Below are 13,901 nucleotides of genomic sequence, written 5' to 3' on the forward strand. Positions count from 1 at the left end.
AGAGCCTTGTGAGGCCTCAGGCCGCGGACGCCGTACATCACCGTTAGCGCGTCGACCCGTGTTCGACGCGCCATGGTGGTGCGCTGCTAAGCCCGAGCCCGTTTGCGAAAACCGTATGCGTGGCCGCAATCCCGCGGACGCGCGATCACGACCTCGCCCGCCTTCGCGTTCACCAATAGCGGCGATAGTAGTGACGGTAGTACGGCCTGTAATAGCCGTAGCGATAGCCGTAATACGGACGATAGGGCCGGTAGTAGCGAGGGTAGACGGGCCCGTAGCCGTAACCGTAATAGGCCGGCGCATAGCCATAGCCGTAACCCGGATAGCCGTAGCCGTAATACGGTCCCCCACCATAATAGCCGTACGGCGCGCCGGCGATAGCGCTGCCGATGATGGCGCCGGCCGCGAAGCCGCCCAGCCCCCATCCCCAACCGCCACCGCGCCAATGCACCTGCGTGACGTCGTCGCCGGCCGCAGCCTTCATGGTCGCGACATTGGTCGGCATCGGCGCCGCTGCCGCCTGCCCGATCTGGCCGGCCATGACACCGACCGTCAGCGAGCAGGCAATTGCCGTTTTCCAGATACTCATCGTCTTACTCCCTGTCTGACGTTTCGTTCGGAAGAGCATCGCAGGCGTATGATCGGGCATCCTTGCGCCATGTCAAAGCCCGGGATGAGCGTGCAACGCACAAGACGTCCCGCATGCCTCAATTGTGATCGGCGGAGGACGTCCCGCCACAGCGATGTGACGTCAGGACGACGGTGCGAGAGGCCCTGCGCGGCGCGGCAAAACGTTAAGCTTCCCATCCGTTCGCAACCAACAAGCATCTTCCCGATTACCTATTCGTACCGTTACTATCGGTTCCAATGGTGCGCGGCCGGAAGGCACTTCGCGAAGGCCTTGGTTTACGCCGAAATTGGCTTGCGCCAGACAAGGGGAGGATGACATGAGTGCCGCCGGAAATGAGCCGCTTGCCCGCCAGGCCTTGGCATTTGTCCTGGCCGGCGGACGCGGCAGCCGGCTGCTGGAGCTGACCGACCGGCGCGCCAAGCCCGCGGTCTATTTCGGCGGCAAATCCCGCATCATCGATTTCGCACTGTCCAACGCGGTGAACTCCGGCATCCGCCGCATCGCGGTCGCCACCCAGTACAAGGCGCACAGCCTGATCCGGCATCTGCAGATGGGCTGGAACTTCTTCCGCCCCGAACGCAACGAGAGCTTCGATATCCTGCCTGCGAGCCAGCGCGTCTCGGAGAACATGTGGTATGTCGGCACGGCGGATGCCATCTACCAGAACATCGACATCATCGAGTCGCACGCCTGCCGCTTCATCGTGGTGCTCGCGGGCGACCACATCTACAAGATGGACTACGAGGTGATGCTGCGCCAGCACGTCGACAGCGGCGCCGACGTCACGGTCGGCTGCCTCGAAATGCCGCGCCAGGAGTCTTCCGGCTTCGGCATCATGCATGTCGACGAGAACGGCTGGATCAAGCAATTCCTCGAGAAGCCCAAGGATCCGCCGCCGATGCCGGGCAAGCCCGACGTCTCGCTCGCCAGCATGGGCATCTACGTGTTCAACGCGAAATTCCTGTTCGACGAGCTCAAGCGCGACGCCGAGGATCCCAATTCCAACCACGATTTCGGCAAGGACATCATCCCCTACATCGTCAAGAACGGTCGCGCCATCGCGCATCAGTTCTCGACCTCATGCGTCCGCTCCGGCAACGATCCCCGCGCCTACTGGCGCGATGCCGGCACGGTGGACGCCTATTGGGCGGCCAATATCGACCTCACCGACGTGGTACCGGAGCTCGATCTGTTCGACCGGGCCTGGCCGATCTGGTCCTATGCGGAGATCACGCCGCCCGCCAAATTCGTCCACGACGAGGAGAGCCGGCGCGGCCAGGCCGTGAGCTCTCTGGTCTCGGGCGGCTGCATCATCTCCGGCGCGTCGCTGCGCCGCTCGCTGCTGTTCACCGGCGTGCGCATCAACTCCTATGCCAATGTCGAGAACGCAGTGATCATGCCTTACGTCAATGTCGGACGCGGCGCGCGCTTGAAGAACGTCGTGATCGACCGCGGCGTCGAGATCCCCGAGGGGCTGGTCGTCGGCGAGGATCCCGAGTTCGACGCCAAGCGCTTCCGCACCACCGAGCAGGGGATCTCGCTGATCACCCAGCCCATGCTCGACAGGCTCAATACATGACGCCTGTTCGCGTCCTCGCGGTCGCTTCTGAAGTCTACCCCATCATCAAGACCGGCGGCCTCGCTGACGTCGCCGGTGCGCTGCCGATTGCGCTGAAGGCGCACGGCGTCGAGATGCGTACATTGATGCCTGGCTATCCCGAGGTGATGCGGCGGCTCGCGGGTGCGGCCGAGCTCCGGAGCTGGCCGGACTATTTCGGCGGCCCCGGCCGCCTGCTCGCCGGCTCCCATGACGGGCTCCACCTGTTCGTGCTCGACGTGCCGCATCTCTATGCGCGGCCCGGCAATCCCTACGTCACCGCCGAGGGCGTCGACTGGCCGGACAATGGCGTGCGCTTCGCGGCACTGTCGCGCGTGGCGGCGGACATCGGCCGCGGTCTGGTCCCGGCTTTCGTGCCTGACGTGGTGCATGCCCACGACTGGCAGGGCGGACTCGCGCCGGCCTATCTGCACTACGACGGCGAACCGCGACCGGGCACGGTCATGACCATTCACAACATGGCCTATCAGGGCAAGTTCGACCGTTCGCTGGCGAGCGCGATCGGCCTGCCCAGCCACGCCACGTTCGACGTCCACGGCCTCGAATATTTCGGCGGCATCAGTTTCCTGAAAGCCGGCCTGCAGCTCGCAGATCGCATCACCACGGTGTCGCCGACCTACGCGCATGAGATCCAGAGCGACGAAGGCGGCATGGGGCTCGGCGGCCTGCTGCGCGAGCGCTCGAGTGTGCTGAGCGGCATCCTCAATGGCATCGACGTCGAGGTGTGGAATCCGCAGACCGATCCACACATCGCCTACCGCTTCAGCAGCGAAGACCTGGCGTTCCGGGCCGCGAACAAGGCGGTGCTGCAGCAACAGTTCAATCTCGATTCCTCCGACGAAGCGCCGCTGCTTGGCGTCATCAGCCGGCTGTCCTGGCAGAAGGGGCTCGACCTCCTGCTCGAAGCGATCCCGACGATTCTGGACCAGGGCATGCAGCTTGCATTGCTCGGTAGCGGCGACCGCGATCTCCAGGACCGCTATCAGGCCGCCGCGCGCGCCAACCCGGGCCGGATCGGCGTCATGATCGGCTATGACGAAGTGCTGGCGCATCTGATCCAGGCCGGCTCCGACGCGCTGCTCGTGCCCTCCCGGTTCGAGCCGTGCGGGCTGACCCAGCTCTGCGCCCTGCGCTATGGCGCGATTCCCATCGTCTCCCGCGTCGGCGGCCTCGAGGACACCATCGTCGATGTCGGCGAAGCCGGACGTGAGGCCACCGGCTTCAAGTTCGCCCCTGTCACGGCAGATGCCCTCGCCGGCAGCCTGCGCAAGGCGAATGCTGTCTTCCATGACAAGGCGGCCTGGCGACGGCTGCAAAGAAGCGGCCTTGCGATCGACGTGTCCTGGCGCAATCGCGCCGGCGAGTACGCCGCGCTCTACCGCGGCCTGACGGCATCCCGCCGCGCCTAAGACATGACCTCGATCGAATCCATGCTATAGAGCGGCCATGGAACCCTTCGTGATCAAGCTGATCGGCTTTGCCGCCGCCACCTGCACCACCGTGGCCTACGCGCCGCAAGCCATCAAAGTGTGGAAGACGCGCTCCACCGGAGACATCTCGCTCGGCATGTTCCTGGTCATGGTGCTGGGCCTCGCGCTCTGGCTCATCTACGGCCTGCTCTCGGGCGACGGCCCGCTGATTGCCTCGAACGCCGTCACCATGCTGCTCGCCGGCGGCATTCTGCTGATGAAGCTGCGATACGGGTGAAGCTGACCCTCTCCTGTTCTTGCAGATTCGAAAAAAGCCGGCAGACTCTCGTCACCACCTGATGAGGCGACGGGCAAATGACGGTTGCATTGCATGGCTATCGTTACAGCGTGTACTCCTGGATTGCCCGGCTGGCTCTCCATGAAAAGGGCGTGACCTACACCTGGACGGAAGTCGATCCGTTCTCCGAAAACACGCCCGCCAGCTACCTTGCCATTCACCCATTCAAGCGCGTGCCCGCGCTGGTTCACGACGCCTTCGCCGTTTACGAGACCAGCGCGATCACGCGATACGTGGATGAGGCCTTTGATGGTCCGAAGCTTCAGCCGACCGAGCCAAGAGAACGAGCGCGCTGCAATCAGGTCATCTCGATCGTGGACAGCTACGCCTATTGGCCTCTGGTAAGACAGGTCTTTTCGCACAAGGTTTTCAGGCCTGCCCTGCGACGACCGGTCGACGAGAGCGAGGTCAAGCAGGGCCTCGAAGCAGCGACCAAGGTACTTGCGGCTCTGGAGGCCACAGCCGGCCAGGGGCAATACCTGACCGGTAAGGACTTGTCGTTAGCCGACGTCCACCTCGCACCGATGATTGGCTACTTCGTGTTGGCCCCCGAAGGACTGTCCCTTCTTCAGAAGCACATCAGGCTCAGTCATTGGTGGTCTGCGCTCTCCAACAGACCGACGCTCTTGGCCACGATGCCGCAATTGCCCCAAGCACCACCGTAACGACGGCCCCTGACCCCTTTTGGCCGAATAAGCCGAGGTCATCCTGATGCCGGCTATGGATGGTGGAACTGACGGGAGGTCGTAACGGCCTCTACGGTCGCTTTTGACCCGGAGCGGACTTCCTCTGTTAGGGAAAATTGAGCATTCACTGTGATCTCGGTTGACGGAGCGCTCCTCTGCAACCGACAAGTGGACTTGCGCGTCTGAGGCCATTTGTCACCCGCTCCGAACCCAGGTTTGCCGTGAAACCTCTCTGCAAAACCGCAGTATTGGCTCAACTTGTTGCTGCGAGCTTATATCTGGGCGCCTGTTCTCCCCAGGAGGACGCCCATCTCACCTGTGCGGCGACTATTTTTGTCGCGGACAAGCTTATGGAAACAGGCAAAGTCCCGACTGACCCTGCGCTACGACAAAAAGCCAATGACGCCGAGATCAATCATCAGAATGCCTCTGCGACTTTCCGAAGGTTGGACACACGTGAGCCTGAAGGTAAGCGTGAACGTCTGATGGAGCTTGCTTTCATCTTTGGAAAGGAACGTGATCGAATTCTCAATGAGCTATCACCGAAGGAAATTGTCGCACGGGCGAAGACCTGTGTCGAACAAGCACCTCCGAAGGGGCGAGGGTTTCCGCGTCCGGATGGCAGCTTTTAACCGGACGCACGGCTACGCAGCGCAGTAGCTCATTGTTCGCGGTAGGAGTCGCGGAGGTTTCCGGTGTGGGATATTCGATTGTTTAGAGACCTAATCTACTTATGGGGTACCGTAGGCTTACTCTCCTTTATTCCTGCCCTGATTGTTGGCGCAGCAGTTGGGCGGCTTGTGGGACGATGGTTTCTGTGCGTCCTTCTCAGCTATGCCGCCGCGATAGGGCTCCTCGCTCTTACGCGCGTTCAGCAAAGCTTCCGTCACCCGCCGAGTTTGATCGAACTGCTTGCCTATTCCGCAGTGTTTGCATTGCCGTCGATTTTGGCCTTCGCATCTGTGGGATACCTGGTCGGACGCAAATTCAAAGAGCGGCGCGATCTGAAATCCCACTGATTGGCGACCAGCCTAACGTCTGCATTTGGCCCAACGCTGCCTTGCTCGAAGTTCGTCCAAATGCCAGCTGTCGAGTGTAGACCGGAAGCGCTTTCGCAGCGGACGTGGTTGCAGTCATGACGCCGCATGGTTGGAGATACGCGCGACCCGATCGTCCTTCGCCGGCGACACCTTCACCCAAACACGTACGATGCCATCGCGACGCTCGCGACCTCGTCGACGAAGACACGCTTGCCCACGTCGTTGCCGGCCGCTCCCGCCGCGACCATCAACGGCAGCAGATGATCTTCGCGCGGATGGGCGAGACGCGCGCTCGGCGCGCTTTCCCAATCGATCAGCATGGCGTTGCGGCGCGCCGCGTCCGGGTTGCTGATCGCCTCGTTCAGATAGGCTTCGAAATCGTACGAAACGGGCTTCGACTCCGCACGTCCGAAGCCGCGCATGTTGTGATAGGTGAGCCCGCTGCCGACGATCAGAATGCCCTGGTCGCGGAGCGAGGCGATCGCCTGCCCGGCCTTGATGTGCTCGGCCGCGTCGTAGCTCGACTTCAGCGACAGCAGCACGATCGGCATGTCGGCGTTCGGATACATCAGGCCGAGCGGCACGAAGGTGCCGTGGTCAAATCCCTGATTGGCGTCCGCGCGGCACTCGAGCCCGGCGCGCCCGAGCAGCGCCTTCACTTCTGCTGCGAGCGCGGGCTGGCCCGGCGCCGGATATTTGATGTGGTAGGTATGCTCGGGGAAACCGTAATAATCGTACACCATCGGCGGATGCGCCGAGGTCGACACGGTGAAAGCATCGGCCTCCCAATGGCCAGTGATCACCAGCACCGCCTTCGGCCGCGCGGGCAGAAGCTGCGGCAGCCGGGCGAACTCCGCGGCGGTCTTGGCATATTGCACCCGCCGGTCCTCCATGAAGGGCCAGGGGCCGCCGCCATGGGACACAAACAGGGTGGGAAATCGCGTCATCTGTGCTGGCTCGTCTCAAGGACAACATCCGCGCGCAGCCGCCCGCGCGCTTCGCAGCGAGCATAGGCAAACCCGTATGGTTAGCAAGTCGTTAACGATTTGCCGCCCAAAATCCTGATGTGGCCGAAGCAATCGGCCAGAAGACAAGCGGGTTGTGAGATGAAGAAGTTTGCGCTGGGGGACGTCGTCAACAGTGACAAGGGCCGCCGCGGCGTCGTTCGCGCCGCCTACCGATCGAAGGATGGCCAGCAGTTCTATGCCGTCGAGAAGGACGGCGCGATGGACTATCTGGAGGAAGAACGCCTGACGCTGGCGCCGCGCGTCGAGCTCGCGGCCTGACTCCAACTCAATTCCTGCTCCCGCGTCCGAGCCGGTCCAGACGGTCCGCAAAGGGGTCGTCACCACTGGCGATGCGATCATTGCCGATCAGCAGCAGATGATCGCGGTCCGCGGCCGCGTCCCAATGCGGCAGCTCTGCGCCGTTGGGATCGCCGCTCCGGGCGAAGTTGATCCAGTATGCTCGCAAGCTGTTTGCGACCTCGCGATCCCGCCGCGAGAAGATGCCGGCGCCGGGCACTCCCTCCACGCCGAAGATGAACTGCAATTCGCGGCCGTGGCCTTCGTCGGGATTGGCGCGCCTTGATTCCGGCACGTAGGCAAAGCGATAGCGGAAGGTCGGCGCGCCGGTTGCGGCATGAAGCCGGACAAGCATTCGTACCGGCTCGGAGAAAACCTTGTCAGTGTAGATGCGCGCGGCAAGGTCGGACGGCCTCACGGCATCAGGATAGGTCTTGCGCAGCTCGTCGATGCTTTCATCCGATGACGACAGCGCCTCCTTGACCTCAAGCTCGCTATCGAAGCGGGTCTCATCGTCATTCGAGCCGATGATCAAGGGAATGCGGCTCTCATGTCCTGCGGCAAATCCGGCAGCTATATCTTCCGTCACCAGGCTTCCGTCCACAACAGGCACAAAGCTGCGCGGAGATTTTTCCAGCACACGCTTTTCAGCCGCGAGCAGACGCGCGGGTGCGACGTCGCGCAAATCCGCTGCCCGGCCGAGCGCGGCGACGAACTGCCGGCCCGTCGCCTCGGCCTCCTGCAACGACGGCAGTCGCGCGCGTCCGGGGATCGATTGCAGGATCGCTTTCTGGAAGAGATCGCGTGATTGGCTGCACAGCATCAGAAGCGCGATCGATGTCGCGCCGGCGCCGGTGCCGAACAGCGTCACGTTGCTCGCATCGCCGCCGAAGGCCGCGATGTTGTCGTGCACCCAGCGCAGCGCTGCGATCTGGTCCATCAGGCCGAAATTGCCGGAGCCGTCGTCCGACAGTGCGGGATTCCTGAGCCAGCCGAGCGCGCCCAGGCGGTAATTCAAGGTGACCAAGATGAGCCCGGCCTGTGCGAGCCTTGCGCCGTCGAACAACGGATCGTTGGCGGTGCCCGCGACAAAGCCGCCGCCGTGGATGAACACCATCACCGGCAACGGCCCGTCGACACCGAAGGGACGAAAGACGTTGAGCGTGAGGCAATCCTCGCGTGCGGCCGGCAGCGAAGGCTGCAGGCACGGCGCGGCATACTCGTAGGCCGTGCTCATCTCCGAACTCTCGGGCAAGGCCTCCGGCGGACGCCAGCGCAGGCTGCCGACGGGCGGCGCTGCATAGGCGAGCCCCTTGAAGGAGGCCACCTCGCCGTTGACGGCGCCGAGCATCTGGCCTTCGCGCGTCAACGCAAACGGAAACTGGCCGACCGCCTGGGCGACGGCGGCACCGGTGCAGCAAAGACATGAAGAGGCCGCGAGAAGCGCAAACAGCCACCGCATCTTGGCAATCTCGAGGTGCGGGAAGGATTGCCTGCAGATTACGTCTGCGGTTCGTGGCGAGGCAAGCTCCGCGGCACCGCGCTAATTGCCTTTGGCAATGATCTCCGCCAGGGCACGCCGCGCGATGATGCCGAGTTCGCCGAGGGTGGAGTGGCCGGCCTTCGCGGCTTCGATCAGACGCTCGGCAATGAACTTGCGGCTGTCATGGTCGCCGCCATGCGGCAATTGGCGACACGTCTCCTCCAGGACGACGTCCATGTTGGCTTTGGTTCGCTCACTCAACTCTGTCATGACGCCGGGCCGGTACGCGTGGCTTGTAACCGCAAGCATACACAGACGGATCGGGCATGATTAGCCCGGGTAATCACGGCCATTGTGCATCGCAATGCGTGTAGCGCTGCAAAGATTCACCCGGCCACGATGCCGCCGCAAACGACCACCGAAGATTGCACTTGCCGTGATGACAAGCTGAACCTGCAGCGATAGCCTGCCGGCAAAACAAAACATACGGGAGGAAATGCGATGTCTGACGCAATGGTTGCTACACGTGCTTCCGAAGACCGCGGAACCCCACAGCAGGTCGACGTCGCCGTGGTCGGTGCCGGATTTGCCGGCCTCTATCTGCTCCATCGGTTGCGCAAGGCCGGCCTCTCGGCCGTCGGGCTCGAAGAAGCCGGCGACGTCGGCGGCACCTGGTACTGGAACCGCTATCCGGGCGCCCGCTGCGACATCCAGACCATCGACTACAGCTACACGTTCGATCCGGAACTCGACAAGGCCTGGACCTGGTCGGAGAAATACGCGACCCAGCCGGAAATCCTGCGTTACCTCGGCTTTGTCGCGGATCGCTACGATCTGCGCCGCGACATCCGCTTCAACACCAAGGTCACCGAAGCCAAATGGGATGAGACAGCCGAGCGCTGGCTCATCACCACCAGCAGCGGCGCGCCGGTCTCCTGCCGCCATTACATCATGGCCACCGGCTGTCTCTCCGCGCCCAAGCCGCCGGAGATCGACGGCGTCAAGGACTTCAAGGGCGAGGTCTATTTCACCGGACGCTGGCCGCACGACGGCGTCGATCTCGCGGGAAAGCGCGTCGCGGTGATCGGAACCGGCTCGTCGGGCATCCAGTCGATCCCGCTGATTGCCGAGCAGGCCGCGCATCTGACCGTGTTCCAGCGCACGCCGAATTTCGCCCTGCCTGCGCATAACGGCCCCGCGCCATCCGATCGCATGGAGCTGTTCCAGAGCGATCGCGCGGCCTATCGCGCGCAGGCCCGGCAGTCGATGGCCGGCGTGCCCTATCCGCAGCAGACGGCCGTGAGCTGGCAATTGAGCGATGCCGAGCGTCGTGAGCGGTTCGAGCGCGCCTGGGCGGCCGGCGACCTCGTCCACATCCTGTCGCAGCTCTGGGCCGACCAGGCGGTCGACCTCGACGGCAACAGGATCGTCCAGGACCTGATCCGCGAAAAAATCCGCGCGGCCGTCAACGATCCCGAGACCGCGGCTGCGTTGATGCCGGACGATCATCCGTTCGGCGCCAAGCGCCCCTGCCTCGAAACCAATTATTATACGACCTACAACCGGCCCAACGTCTCGCTGGTCAATCTGCGCCAGGAGCCGATCAAGGCGATCACGGCAAGCGGCATCAGCACCGGCAAGCGCAACTTCGATGTCGACGTCATCGTGTTCGCGACCGGCTTCGACGCCATGACCGGCGCGATCCGCGCCGTGCATCCGATCACCGGCCGCGGCGGCAAGTCGCTCAGCGACGTCTGGGCGCAGGGGCCGCAGAGCTATCTCGGCCTCACCGTCGAGGGCTTCCCGAACTTCTTCATGATCACCGGGCCCGGCAGCCCGTCGGTGCTGTCGAACATGGCGGTGTCGATCGAGCAGCATGTCGACTGGGTGGTGGATCGCCTGGTCGCGCTGCGCGACGCCGGCTTCACCACGATCGAGCCGACCGAAACGGCGCAGGCAGGCTGGGCCAGGCACATGGCGGATTGCTCGATGCTGACGCTGCACCGGCTCGCCAACACCTGGTACACGGGCGCCAACGTGCCCGGCAAGGTGCAGGGCCTGATGCCCTACACTGGCGGCGTCGGTCCCTATCGCAGCATCTGCGACGAGGTGGTCAGCCGCGGCATGCTCGGCTTCAAGCTGTCGGGCCCCAAGGTCGCAGCGCAATGCAATGACGGCGAGGTGGTGCGGCTGCAGCCGGACGTGCGGCTGGTGCTGTATCTGCTGGCCTCGCTGAACCTGCCGCCGATCGAGTCGATGGGAGCGATCGGCGCGCGCGCCTTCGTCAATGAGTTCAACAAGAGCCGGCCAGCGGGACGGCCGATCGGAGAGATCGTCGACGGCCGACTGCCCGGCGCCGACGGCCCTCTGCCGTACCGCGTCTACAAACCGGCGGCGCCGGGGCCGCATCCGGTCGTGGTCTATTTCCACGGCGGCGGCTGGGTGCTCGGCGACGAGCAGTCGGACGAGCCGTTCTGCCGCGACATGGTACGGCGGACCGGCATGATGTTCGTCAGCGTCGGCTATCGCCATGCGCCGGAGCATCGTTTCCCGGCGGCGGCCGAGGACGGCTATGCGGCGACGCGCTGGATCTCGGAGCATCTGGCCGAGCTTGGCGGCATCCAGGGGCCGGTGATGGTCGCAGGCTGGAGCGCCGGCGGCAACATCGCTGCCGTGACCTGCCAGCTCGCGCGCGACCGCGGCGGGCCCGAGATATCGGGCCAGCTCCTGGTCTGTCCGGTGACCGACTGCAGCTTCGATCGTCCGTCCTACAACGACAACGCATCAGGCTATTTCCTGACGCGGTCGCTGATGTACTGGTTCTGGGACCTCTACTGCTCGCCCGATGACCGCACCGACCCGCGCGTCTCGCCGCTGCGCGGCAAGGTCGATAGGCTGCCGCCGGCCTTCGTGGTCACCTGCGAGTTCGATCCGCTGCGCGACGAAGGCATCGCCTATGCCGAGGCGATGGCCGCCGCCGGCGTCCCGGTCGAGCAGCTCAAGGCCCGCGGCCATTTCCACTCGTCGTTTACGATGGTCGACGTGGTGATCACGGGCGTCCAGGGCCGGGTTCAAATGGCGGAAGCCTTGCGGCGTTTTGCAGGAATTCCGCCGGAGGTCAGACGCGGCGACGAGAGCAGCCATGGCGCCAGCCCGGGGCACAAAATCGCGGCGGCCGCGAGTTAGCCCGCGACCGGCCGGGAACCTTTTCCCGGCCGCCGCGTTGTCGAGGCGTGGCATTGAGATGCAGCGATGGGTATGGGCCCTGGCACGCGAGCCTTTGCGTGCCGGGGTTCTTTTTGCGTGAGGCGGGGACGATATGGGGGACGCATCTGTCAGCGATTCAAAGGTCGATTTCGCCGCGCCCGCGGTGCTGCAGAAATGGCCGTCGCTCGGAAATCAGCGCCTTCAGGACCGCGTGCCCTATCAGGTCAGCGAAGGCACGCTCGATGCCTGCATCTCGGCCTTCATGCAAAAACCCGCGCCATCCAGGCATCTCTACGAGATTCGCACGGCGCCACAGCCGCCGCTGGTCACGGACATCCTCTCGCCCGAGCACATCATCGAGCTGTCGCGGCTGAGAGATTTTCTCTGAGTGCGCACCACGAAGCTGTGACTTCGCCCCGGCCAACCCCGGCAGGAACCTTCTCCCGATTTTTCCCGTTAACAGGACGCCAAGAGACAACAGCAAGACGTGAGCGTCTCACATGCTTGATGCTGGCGTGCCCTCCCCGGTCGTGCCCTATGGCGCAGACCAGACCCTGTTCGTGGTGATCGATCGCCTCGACGAGGCAACCGAGATCCGCGTCGAACGCAACGATCTCGACACCGCCATCAACGAGATGGTTGCAGGCTGTTTCAACGATCCGATCAAGGTGATCTCGTTCAACACGCTCGAGCACTGGATGCACGACATTTCGACCGATGTCGCGGGCGAGATCCAGGCGCGCTGCGACATCGATGGTGTGACGCTGCCCGACTATCTCAGCGATTTCGTGGAGAGCCACAGCTGATCTTGCATCGCCTTCGCGGCACACATCGCAGGCAACAAAAAAGCGCCGCTTCCGCGGCGCTTTTCGTGTCACGCGCTCAGTGATGCCAGAACAACGCCAGCAGCAGGATGACCGGCAGCGGCACACCAAGCAACCAAAGCAAAGCACCTCGTCCGAAACCCATGATGTCCTCCTCCAATTGCATCGCCGGAATGACGCCGGGACAAAGAAGAAGTTCCGCGCCGTGCAGCGAGGCGGAATGCGATCAGAGCATGGAACGGTGGACTCAGTTGCGGCGCCGGCCGCCCGCAATGACCTCGATCTCGCGGCGGCGTTCGACGGCGAAGGTCAGGAGCTTTTCGATCGTCGGCGTATCCGTGATCCGTTTGGCGAGCCGCTCGGCGCGCGCAGCCTGATCTTCGAGATACTGGATCGTCTTCAAGCGCCGTCTCCCCGAAGCCCCGAATTTGCCGGACGCTCATAGTGCGTGAGAGCCGCTAACAGCCGGTTAAGCGCAATGCGCTCGCAGCGCCCTATTGCACCACGTCGAGCCGGACGTTGGCGACGCCCTTGTCGAGCATTCCGAGCGCCTCGGCCGCCGACGGCGAGATGTCGACCACCCGTCCGCGCACGAAGGGTCCGCGATCGTTGACCCTGACGGTCACGAAGCGGCCGGAGGAGACGTCGGTGACGCGCAAGCGAGTGCCGAACGGCAGCGTCGGGTGAGCCGCGGTCATCTCGTCCTTGTGGAATTTCTCCCCGCTCGCGGTCTCGGTGTCGGAGTAGAAGCTCGCCACGCCGCGCAAGGCGGTCGGCTTGGCATCGGCAGGTTCATCCGGGACACGCGCCCGGCTGACGGGATGCGGGTGGAACGCCGCCACGCGGTGCGGCCGCTCGATTGCCGCCTGCCGGCTGGTCGCGGCAAGATCGGCCTTCTGGCGGCCGACCGGTGATTGCGCGCACGCGGCGAGCGAAGCGGCGCCGATGATAGCAAGCAACAACCTGCTCGAGCTTGCCAGCGAGGTCAGGGGAGTTTCGGCACGTGCAATGCGAGACATGATGCGCCCTCCGAACAACCCCAAGTTTCGGTGGGCAATGAGGGCAGAACCTTGGCTGAACAAAAGCGGCCGTGCGGCCAGCTTCGTTTCGCGCGCCCGCTGTGATGAATCCACCACAGTCGGTGTCCTGAATCGACACAGATCGCCGAGAAATCAGCTCGATATGACGCGCCAAACGATCGGGCGCATCTCGGGCCGCAGGTCTGTGGTCTCGGCGTCGCCCCTGATGAGCCGTATCAGTTCACGCCGATAGAGCAGCCGCCAGCCGGTTTTCAGGCTGGCGAGAAAGTCGAGCTCCCGTTGCCTCAGCGTGCACATCATG

At 63.8% G+C, this 13,901-nt stretch carries 16 protein-coding genes; 9 read left to right on the forward strand and 7 right to left on the reverse strand.

Annotation, left to right across the window (positions count from 1 at the left end):
* Nucleotides 1-169: 169 nt before the first annotated feature.
* Nucleotides 170-589: a hypothetical protein gene (locus IF809_RS21840; protein ID WP_128964812.1), complete on the reverse strand. Its 420-nt coding sequence runs from the start codon at nt 587-589 to the stop codon at nt 170-172.
* A 358-nt stretch (nt 590-947) separates the two neighbouring features.
* On the opposite strand from IF809_RS21840, the gene glgC reads away from it, so the two are divergent.
* The 5 genes from glgC to IF809_RS21865 all read left to right on the forward strand — a co-directional run bounded on the left by glgC (nt 948) and on the right by IF809_RS21865 (nt 5,334).
* Complete coding sequence (glgC, locus tag IF809_RS21845) at nt 948-2,210, forward strand: glucose-1-phosphate adenylyltransferase (RefSeq protein WP_128964811.1); 1,263 nt, start codon at nt 948-950, stop codon at nt 2,208-2,210.
* Nucleotides 2,207-3,658 (forward strand): glycogen synthase GlgA, encoded by a 1,452-nt coding sequence (gene glgA / locus IF809_RS21850; RefSeq protein WP_462838476.1) that lies wholly within the window; start codon nt 2,207-2,209, stop codon nt 3,656-3,658. The genes glgC and glgA overlap by 4 nt, the downstream gene beginning before the upstream one ends.
* A gap of 37 nt (nt 3,659-3,695) precedes the next feature.
* Nucleotides 3,696-3,956 (forward strand): SemiSWEET transporter, encoded by a 261-nt coding sequence (locus tag IF809_RS21855; protein ID WP_092212503.1) that lies wholly within the window; start codon nt 3,696-3,698, stop codon nt 3,954-3,956.
* A gap of 77 nt (nt 3,957-4,033) precedes the next feature.
* Nucleotides 4,034-4,681, forward strand: coding sequence for a glutathione S-transferase family protein (locus IF809_RS21860; RefSeq protein WP_128964809.1), 648 nt, complete (start codon nt 4,034-4,036; stop codon nt 4,679-4,681).
* Between the two features lie 242 nt (nt 4,682-4,923).
* Complete coding sequence (locus tag IF809_RS21865; RefSeq protein WP_128964808.1) at nt 4,924-5,334, forward strand: hypothetical protein; 411 nt, start codon at nt 4,924-4,926, stop codon at nt 5,332-5,334.
* 560 nt (nt 5,335-5,894) lie between these two features.
* On the opposite strand, the gene IF809_RS21870 is transcribed toward IF809_RS21865, so the two are convergent.
* Nucleotides 5,895-6,689: a DODA-type extradiol aromatic ring-opening family dioxygenase gene (locus IF809_RS21870; RefSeq protein ID WP_462838477.1), complete on the reverse strand. Its 795-nt coding sequence runs from the start codon at nt 6,687-6,689 to the stop codon at nt 5,895-5,897.
* A 159-nt stretch (nt 6,690-6,848) separates the two neighbouring features.
* Here IF809_RS21870 and IF809_RS21875 point away from each other — a divergent pair, with 159 nt between their 5' ends.
* Nucleotides 6,849-7,028 carry a hypothetical protein gene (locus IF809_RS21875; protein ID WP_128964806.1) on the forward strand — a complete coding sequence of 60 codons (180 nt, stop codon included), beginning with the start codon at nt 6,849-6,851 and terminating at the stop codon, nt 7,026-7,028.
* A gap of 7 nt (nt 7,029-7,035) precedes the next feature.
* Here the strand turns inward: IF809_RS21875 and IF809_RS21880 are convergent, their stop codons facing one another.
* Complete coding sequence (locus IF809_RS21880; RefSeq protein ID WP_128964805.1) at nt 7,036-8,508, reverse strand: carboxylesterase/lipase family protein; 1,473 nt, start codon at nt 8,506-8,508, stop codon at nt 7,036-7,038.
* An 81-nt stretch (nt 8,509-8,589) separates the two neighbouring features.
* Nucleotides 8,590-8,838, reverse strand: a complete 249-nt coding sequence (locus tag IF809_RS21885) for a hypothetical protein (protein WP_128964804.1) — start codon at nt 8,836-8,838, stop codon at nt 8,590-8,592.
* Nucleotides 8,839-9,030: 192 nt separating this feature from the next.
* Here IF809_RS21885 and IF809_RS21890 point away from each other — a divergent pair, with 192 nt between their 5' ends.
* The 3 genes from IF809_RS21890 to IF809_RS21900 all read left to right on the forward strand — a co-directional run bounded on the left by IF809_RS21890 (nt 9,031) and on the right by IF809_RS21900 (nt 12,542).
* Nucleotides 9,031-11,715 (forward strand): flavin-containing monooxygenase, encoded by a 2,685-nt coding sequence (locus tag IF809_RS21890; protein WP_128964803.1) that lies wholly within the window; start codon nt 9,031-9,033, stop codon nt 11,713-11,715.
* Between the two features lie 133 nt (nt 11,716-11,848).
* Nucleotides 11,849-12,124: a hypothetical protein gene (locus IF809_RS21895; protein ID WP_128964802.1), complete on the forward strand. Its 276-nt coding sequence runs from the start codon at nt 11,849-11,851 to the stop codon at nt 12,122-12,124.
* Between the two features lie 112 nt (nt 12,125-12,236).
* The gene (locus IF809_RS21900; RefSeq protein WP_453996145.1) at nt 12,237-12,542 is read left to right on the forward strand and encodes a hypothetical protein; all 306 of its coding nucleotides are present in this window, start codon (nt 12,237-12,239) and stop codon (nt 12,540-12,542) included.
* A gap of 265 nt (nt 12,543-12,807) precedes the next feature.
* On the opposite strand, the gene IF809_RS21905 is transcribed toward IF809_RS21900, so the two are convergent.
* The 3 genes from IF809_RS21905 to IF809_RS21915 form a co-directional block, all read right to left on the reverse strand.
* Nucleotides 12,808-12,963 carry a hypothetical protein gene (locus IF809_RS21905; protein ID WP_164938512.1) on the reverse strand — a complete coding sequence of 52 codons (156 nt, stop codon included), beginning with the start codon at nt 12,961-12,963 and terminating at the stop codon, nt 12,808-12,810.
* Between the two features lie 91 nt (nt 12,964-13,054).
* A complete protein-coding gene (locus IF809_RS21910; RefSeq protein ID WP_462838478.1) occupies nt 13,055-13,579 on the reverse strand; it encodes a septal ring lytic transglycosylase RlpA family protein in 525 nt (174 codons plus the stop codon).
* 153 nt (nt 13,580-13,732) lie between these two features.
* A complete protein-coding gene (locus tag IF809_RS21915; protein ID WP_462838479.1) occupies nt 13,733-13,900 on the reverse strand; it encodes a hypothetical protein in 168 nt (55 codons plus the stop codon).
* Nucleotide 13,901: the final 1 nt, after the last annotated feature.

The organism is Bradyrhizobium sp. UFLA06-24, from assembly GCF_054967145.1.